Genomic DNA, 7,722 nt, shown 5'->3' with positions numbered 1-7,722 from the left:
TGACGCAGCAGAACGCCGCCATGGTGGAGGAGTCCACGGCCGCCAGCCACGCCCTGTCGCGGGAAACGGCGGAGCTCGGCCGGCTCATCGACGGGTTCCGGCTGGGCGACGCCGCCCCGGCGGCGCGCCACGCCCCGGCACCGGCACCCGTTCCGGCCCGCCGCGCGGCCTCGACCCCGGTTCCGGCCCTCCGCACCACGGGCCGGGGCGGCGCCGCGCTCGCCCCGGCCGCCGCCGCCGCAGATTGGGAAGAGTTCTGATCCCGGCGCCGGAGCCCGCCGCCGCCCGCGCGGCGTGAACGAGCCGTCCGTCAGAACGCGGCTTCGGGCGCGTCGCCGCCCGCCGCCGCCGCCGCGCCCCGTCGCGGTCGCCCGGCGCGGGCCTTTCCGCGCGGCGCCGGCGCGGCGCGCGGCGGGGTCCCCGGAGCATGGGCGTCGAGGAAGCGACGGCAGGCCTCGAAATCCTCCGACACGTTGTCCGGGCAATCCGTGCCGAGCTGCCGGGCCAGGTTCTGGGCGTAGCGCAGCATCGCGGGACTCGGCGGCCGGGGGCCGGCACCGCCGGCGGCGCCCGCCGGCCGCTCCGGCCGCGGCTCCCCGTGCTGCCCCAGGAAGGTGCGGCAGATCCGGCTGTCGCCCTTGAGGCCGCGCGGCAGCTTCAACCCTTTCCGCTCCGCGAGCGCGACCGCGTAGGCGAGCATCGCGGGCGTGGGCGGGCGGGACGGGCCGTCCGCCGGCCGTGCGCCCGGCGCCACATCCAGCACCGCCGACCCCGCGACCGCCCCGATCAGCTCGCCGACGCGATCCCGCGTCCGCCGGCGGAAGGCTTCGGCCCGGCGGACCGCCTCCGCCCGGGTGGGGGCCCGCCCGATCTCGCCGAGTTCGGCCTCGAACATGGCCCGGCCGACGGGGTCCCCATAGGCCGGGAACACCCGGCGCACGGCGGCCAGGAAGGCCAACCCGACCTCGGTGACCTCGATGGAGGGGTCCTTGCCCTTCTGGAGGGCGACGTAGTGGCTCTTCATCAGCTTCGGCAGCATCGTGTCCCGCGTGGCGGCCGTGCCGAGGCCCTTCGGCTCGTTCGGGTTGGCGGGGTTCTCCAGCGCGCGCTTGGCCGCCGGGTCGTCCACTTGGTCGATCAGCCGACCCATCACCACCGGCAGCTCGCCCCGCGTGATGCGGCGCGGCGGCTCCGTGACGGCCGTGGCGACCTCGGCCCCGGCCGCCTTGGCGGCGTCCCCGTCGCCGACCGCGGGCAGGCGCGCCACGGTGGCGTCGTCGTCGCGCTTCGCCTTGCCCGGGACGGCGTCGGCGTCTGCGTCCGCCTCGGCGCCGTAGATCGCCCGCCATCCGGGGACGCGCACGACGCTTCCCGTCACGGCGAAGCGCCGGGGCCCGAGCGGCGTGTCGACCTCGACCGACACGGTGGTGCGGGCATCGATCCCGTCCGGCATGTGGGCGGCCAGGAAGGACCGGGCGACGAGCTCCCACAGGCGCGACAGGTCGGGCGCGAGGCCGGCGCCCGACGGCACCTTGCGCAGCGGCACGATGGCGTGGTGCTCGCCGGGGTCCCGGACGTAGTGCCCCTTCAGCCCGCTCCGGACCACGAGCGCGTCCGCGGCCGGCACGAGCGGCGCGCAATCCGCCAGCACCGACACCACGGCCGCCACCACGGCGGCGGCGTCGCCCTTCTGGCTGTCCGGCAGGTGCTCGGATTCCGTGCGGGGATAGGTGAGGTAGCCCTTGTCGTAGAGCTCCTGGGCCAGCTTGGCGGTGTGCTGCGGGTCCCAGCCGAAGCGCTTGGCGCAGCGTCGCGCCAGCGTGTCCTTCGAGAACAGCTTCGGGGGCGGGCGCCGCACGTCCTTCTGCTCGACGGCGAGGCGGCCCGACCAGCGCGCCGCGGCGGCGCGGACCGTTTCGGCGACCCCGGCATCGAAGATGCGGTCCTTGGGGGCGTGCCACAGTTCCAGCGCCGCACCGCCGCGGGTGACGATCGACAGCCCGACCTTGAAGAAGTCGCGCGGCACGAAATCGCGGATGCGGGTTTCGAGGTCGGCCAGGATGGCGAGGGTCGGCGTCTGCACGCCGCCGAAGCGCCAGGGTTCGCGGAAGGCCGGCGGCCGCAGGCGCAGCGAGATGGCGCGGGTGCCGTTGAGGCCGAGGTGGTAGTCCTCGTACTGGCGGCACAGGGCTTCGAGGTAGGCGGCGTAGTCGCGCCCGCCCGAGTCGGGCTCCTTCGCCATGGCGGCGAAGGCCCGCCGGATCGACAGGTCGTCGAGGGCGCCGAGCTTGAGCCGGTCGATCGGTCCGCGCCAGCCGAGGTGCTCCAGCACCTCCCAGGCGATCATCGACCCTTCGCGGCCGGGGTCGGTGGCGATCACGACGCGGTCGGCGCCGCGCAGCGCCTGACGGATGGCGTCGAGCTTCGGGGCGTGCGACTGGCCCGACCGGTTGCGGCCGGCGCGCACCGGGATGGCGTCGAGCACGATGGGGAGCGTTTCGAAGCGCCACGGCTTCCAGTCGGCCCGGACGGTGCCGGGCTCCTCCGCGCTGAGGAGGTGCCCCTCGGCGGCGACGCAGACCGTATTGGGCGACTTGAAGAGGCGCTGCAGCTGGCGCATCGCCGAAGGCTTCTCGAAGAAGAACAGCGTGCGCTCGCCGGCCGACGTCGACATCCTGGAGCACCTCGACATGCGCGGCGGCAGCCGCCGTTCGCGTCCTGTTCTCCTATGCGGGACGACGGGGCCGTCCCGCAAGCCCTTCCGCGACGGGCCGCCCTTTCCGACAGGGGCCGCGGGGCCGGGGCGCGGCCGGGCGGCGTCAGGCTTCCGCCCGGAGCCTTCGCCGCTCCATCACCCCGGGGCCCTCCGCCCCGAGGTCCCAGAACAGACCCGCCATCAGGGCCAGCCCTTCGCGCGCGACGGACCCCAGCATGTGCTCGTTCGGGGCGTGCTGGGCGCAGGCCGCATAGGAATGCGGCACCCACAGCGTCGGCAGGCCCAGCGTGTCGGCGAAGACGTCGTTGGGCAGGGAGCCGCCGAGGTTTGGCAGCAGCGCGACGCGCTTGCCCGTCGTCCGCTCGATCGACGCCATGGCCCACCCCACCCAGGGGTCTTCGGGGTCGAGCCGCGTCGCCCCCAGCACCTCGCCGCGCGACGCCCGCACCTGCACGCTGCCGAACCCGAGCGCGTCGAGGTGGCGGCGCAGCGCCGGCACGAGATCGCGCCATTCCGTCCCCACCACGAAGCGGAGCTGCAGCGTCGCGCGGGCTTCGCCGGGGATCGCGTTCTGCGGCCCGTCCGGCGTGCCGGCCAGCACCTCGACGGTGTTCCAGCCGAACACCCGCTCGGCGTCGGTGAGGCCCGGCTCGCCCCAACCGGCGTCGACGGCCGGGTCGTCCGGCCCGCCGCCGATCGCGAGGTCGCGCAAAGCGGCCCGCACCGCGTCCGGGATGGGCGGCGGCCGCAGCGCTTCCACGAGGATGCGCCCGCGCGCGTCGACGATCGACGCGATGGCGGCCGCCAGAACCGTCGCGGGGTTGCGCAGGAGCCCGCCCCAGTTGCCTGAATGATGGGCACGGTCGCGCAGCGGCACGCCCAGCTCGAAGTTGTAGGCGCCGCGCGCGCCGAGGAACAGGGTGGGCCGGTCGGCCGCGAGCCGGGGACCGTCGGACGCGATCAGCACGTCGGCGGCCAGCTCCCCGCGGTGAGCCGCGCAGAAGTCGTTCAAACCCGGCGAGCCCGCCTCCTCGCCGGTCTCGATCAGGACTTTCGCGTTGAAGCCGAGCCGGCCGCCCCGCGCCGCCAGCACGCGCTCCAGCGCCAGCAGGGTCACGGTGTGCTGGCCCTTGTTGTCGGCCGTGCCGCGGCCGTACAGGCGGTCTCCTTCCACCGTCACGGCGAAGGGGTCGAGGCCCGGCCGCCACGCGGCGTCCTGGCCCAGCACCGTGTCGCCGTGGCCGTAGATCAGGGCGGTCGGCAGGCCGTCGCCCTCGTGCCGCTCCGCCACGAGGAACGGCCCGAACCCGGCGCGGGCGTTGGGGTGGACCGTGGAGGCGAAGCCCAGGGCGGCGAGGCTCGGCGCGATCTCGTCCGACAGGTAGGCGCCGAGCGACGCGAGGTCGGGGTCCCCCTGGCTCACCGACCGCATCGCCACGCGGCGGCGCAGGACGGCGAGGAAGGTGCCGTCGTCGAAGGCCGCCAGCGCCGCCGCGACGGCGGCGTCGCGCGGGCTCACGCGACCGACATGGTCAGCGGCGGCTGCACGTCGGCGGGCAGCGGCGACGAATAGCCCCGCGAACCGACGCGCGACGCGAGGTCGGCCTTGGCTTCGGCGAGCAGGTCCGGGTCCCGGACCAGGGCGGCGCCGGTGGCCGCCATGGCCTTGGCGACCTGCACCATGGCCTTGTGGGCGGCGGGGGACCGGCCCTGCGCCACCACCTGCCAGGTGTGGAACGGCGTGCCGATCGCCACCGTGGGCGCGTGGGCCTGCACGGTCGGCACCACCCAGCTGACGTCGCCGACGTCGGTCGAGCCGACGGCGGGGTCCCGCTTGGCGTCGAAGGGCACGAGGAAATCGGCCAGCGGGGCGTCCGTGGGGGCCATGCCGATGGTCTTGTAGACGGCCTCGAGGGCGCCTTCGCCGAAGGTGTCGCGGATCTTCGCCGCGAAGTCCCGGTCCGCGCCGTCGAAATGCGGGGCGCCGAGTTCGGCCATCACGCCGTGCAGCGTGCGCTCCAGCGGCGCGTTGCCGACGAGGTTCGACACCGCCGACACGATGCGGACCTCGACCTCCGTCTCGGTCATCAGCGCCGCGCCTTCCGCGATCCGCTTCACCCGCTCGACGAGGTCGAGCATGCCCGGCAGGTCGCGGGCGCGGATGGAATAGCGCACCCGGGCGTGGGCCTGCACGACGTTGGGGGCGATGCCGCCGGCTTCCAGGTAGGCGTAGTGGACGCGCGCGTCGCTCGGCATGTGTTCGCGCATGTAGTTGACGCCGACGCTCATCAGCTCGACGGCGTCGAGCGCGGAGCGGCCGAGGTGGGGGGCGGCCGCGGCATGCGAGGAGCGGCCCGTGAAGACGAAGTCGGCGCGGGTGTTGGCCAGGGCCAGCGGGGGCGCCACCTCCCAGAAGCTCGACGGGTGCCAGGTGATGGCGGCGTCGGCGTCCGCGAAGGCGCCGGCCCGCACCATGAAGGCCTTGGCGGCGCCGCCCTCCTCGGCGGGGCAGCCGTAATAGCGCACGCGGCCCGGCGTGCCGGTAGCGGCGAGCCAGTCCTTCATCGCCGTGGCGGCGAGCAGGGCCGCGGAGCCGAGCAGGTTGTGGCCGCAGCCGTGGCCGTGGCCGCCCGCCTCGACCGGCCGGGGCTCGGCCACGCCGGCCTCCTGGCTCAGGCCCGGCAGGGCGTCGTATTCGCCCAGGAAGGCGATGACGGGCCCGCCTTCGCCGGCCTCGCCCATCACCGCCGTCGGGATGCCGGCGACGGCCTCGGTGACGCGGAACCCCTGGTGGTTCATCTCGGCCACGTGCTCGGCCGCGCTGCGGCGCTCCGTGTAGCAGACCTCCGGGATGGCCCACACGCGGTCGGACAGCGCGATCAAGCGCTCGCTGTGGAGGTCGACGTGGCGCCAAAGGTCGTTGCGGTTGTCCATGGGGTCGGCTGTCCTCGGGGTGGATGTGCGGCGCGCGCCGGCAGTGTACCCCCGGGACCATGCATGCAGAAGGCCAAACCGGGGCGCCGCGGCGCGGTCCTGGAGCCGCCCCTCGGGCCGACCCCTTGCGGAAATCACGCCATCCGTCATGCTGCCCAAACTCTGGGCAGCACGACGGGACGCCCGAGGGCCGTCCGGTCTGGCGCCCGACTTGCATGCGAGGGCGAGGCGGCGTGCCCGCCGAGGAGTGACAGATGAACGAGCAGGATCTGCGTGGGTTGGTGTCCGAGGTCCGCGGGGGACGCCTGTCCCGGCGGAGCTTCGTGCAGCGCATGGCCGCGCTGGGGCTGACGGCCCCGATGGCGGCCGCCATGCTGACGCACGGCGGCGCCGCCCTGGCGGCGACCTCCGCCGATGCCGCCTACAAGCCCGCCAAGGCCGGCGGCGGCGGCCCCTTGAAGCTGCTGTTCTGGCAGGGCCCGACGCTGCTCAACGGCCATTTCTCCACCGGCACCAAGGACGTCGAAGGGTCGCGCATCTTCTACGAGCCGCTCGCCGGCTGGGACAGCGACGGCAACCTCGTGCCGGTGCTCGCCACCGAGATCCCGTCGGTCGACAACGGCCAGCTCGCCGCCGACGGCCGTTCGGTCACCTGGAAGCTGAAGCCGGGCGTGAAGTGGCACGACGGGAAGCCCTTCACGGCGGACGACCTCGTCTTCACCTGGGAGTTCGCCAAGGATCCGGCGGCGGCCTGCGTGACGGTCGCGACCTACAGCGACATCAAGGTCACCAAGCTCGACGACCTTTCGGTCCGGGTCGACTTCGCGGGCCCGACGCCCTTCTGGGCCGACGCCTTCGTGGGCCGCAACGGCATGATCCTGCCGAAGCACGTCTACGGCGACTACATGGGGGCGAAGTCGCGCGAAGCGCCCGCCAACCTGATGCCGATCGGCACCGGGCCCTACCGGTGCGTCGAGTTCCGTCCCGCCGACACGGTGCGGGGCGAGCGCTTCGTCGACTATCACAAGCCCAACCGGCCGTATTTCGACTCGATCGAGCTGAAGGGCGGCGGCGACGCCGTGTCGGCGGCCCGCGCCGTGCTGCAGACGGGCGACTACGACTTCGGCTGGAACCTGCAGGTCGAGGACGAGGTGCTGAAACGGCTCGAGGACGGCGGCAAGGGCCGCATCGACACGGTGTTCGGCAACTACTGCGAGTTCCTTTATCTCAACGCCACCGACCCCAACAAGGAAGTGGACGGCGAGAAGTCCTCGCTGAAGACCCAGCACCCCGCCTTCTCCGACCCGGCGGTGCTGAAGGCGATGAACCTGCTGGTCGACCGCAAGTCGATCTCGGACTTCATCTACGGGCGCACCGGCAAACCGGCGAGCAACGTCGTCAACGGCCCGGCGCGCTACACGTCCCCCAACACCCACTACGCCTTCGACATCGCGGCCGCCAACAAGCTGCTCGACGACGCCGGCTGGGCGAAGGGCTCGGACGGCATCCGCGCCAAGAACGGCTACAGGATGCACTTCCTGTTTCAAACCTCGATCAACGGGCCGCGCCAGAAGACGCAGGCCATCATCAAGCAGGCAGCCTCGAAAGCCGGCATCGAGATCGAGCTGAAGAGCGTACCCGCCTCCGTGTTCTTCGCCGGCGACCCCGGCAACACCGACACGGATTCGCACTTCTATGCCGACATGGAGGAATATGCGAACCAGGCGACGACGCCCGACGCCGCGGATTGGATGACGCAATACGTGTCCACCCAGGCCTCGCAGAAGAGCAACAAGTGGTCCGGGCAGAACAACTCGCGCTACCACAGCGCGGAGTTCGACGACCTGTTCAACAAGGCCAAGGTGGAGCTCGACCCCGTCAAGCGTGCCGCCATGTTCATCAAGATGAACGATCTCGTGGTGTCGGCCAACGTGCTGCCGATCATCCAGCGCGGCTCCGTGGCGGGCGTCGGCAACAAGCTGCACGCGGTGCGCAGCGGCTGGGACAACGACATGTGGGCCGTGTCCGACTGGTGGAAGGACGCGTGAGCGTCCGTCCCGCCCGGAAAGCCT

General features: G+C 73.2%; 4 protein-coding genes and 1 pseudogene. 2 read left to right on the top strand and 3 right to left on the bottom strand.

Annotated elements, in window-relative coordinates; translation table 11 throughout:
* A pseudogene (locus D3273_RS18595) lies at window positions 1-260 on the top strand (methyl-accepting chemotaxis protein); the annotation flags it as partial.
* 50 nt (window positions 261-310) lie between these two features.
* Here D3273_RS18595 and D3273_RS18590 read toward each other — a convergent pair.
* The 3 genes from D3273_RS18590 to D3273_RS18580 all read right to left on the bottom strand — a co-directional run bounded on the left by D3273_RS18590 (window position 311) and on the right by D3273_RS18580 (window position 5,650).
* A complete protein-coding gene (locus D3273_RS18590) occupies window positions 311-2,674 on the bottom strand; it encodes a type IA DNA topoisomerase (RefSeq protein WP_207210825.1) in 2,364 nt (787 codons plus the stop codon).
* A 145-nt stretch (window positions 2,675-2,819) separates the two neighbouring features.
* Window positions 2,820-4,235, bottom strand: coding sequence for a M20 family metallopeptidase (locus tag D3273_RS18585; protein WP_129228391.1), 1,416 nt, complete (start codon window positions 4,233-4,235; stop codon window positions 2,820-2,822).
* Window positions 4,232-5,650, bottom strand: a complete 1,419-nt coding sequence (locus D3273_RS18580) for an amidohydrolase (protein ID WP_129228390.1) — start codon at window positions 5,648-5,650, stop codon at window positions 4,232-4,234. Before D3273_RS18580 ends, D3273_RS18585 begins: the two co-directional genes overlap by 4 nt.
* Window positions 5,651-5,904: 254 nt before the next feature.
* Between D3273_RS18580 and D3273_RS18575 the strand changes: the two genes are divergently transcribed.
* Window positions 5,905-7,698 carry a peptide ABC transporter substrate-binding protein gene (locus D3273_RS18575; RefSeq protein ID WP_129228389.1) on the top strand — a complete coding sequence of 598 codons (1,794 nt, stop codon included), beginning with the start codon at window positions 5,905-5,907 and terminating at the stop codon, window positions 7,696-7,698.
* The last annotated feature ends 24 nt before the right edge of the window (window positions 7,699-7,722 follow it).

It is taken from the genome of Lichenibacterium minor, assembly GCF_004137685.1.
GTDB classification, from domain to species: Bacteria; Pseudomonadota; Alphaproteobacteria; order Rhizobiales; family Beijerinckiaceae; genus Lichenihabitans; species Lichenihabitans minor.
The sequence above is the reverse complement of the archived record's forward strand: the minus strand, read 5'-3'. Positions and strand labels throughout refer to the sequence as shown.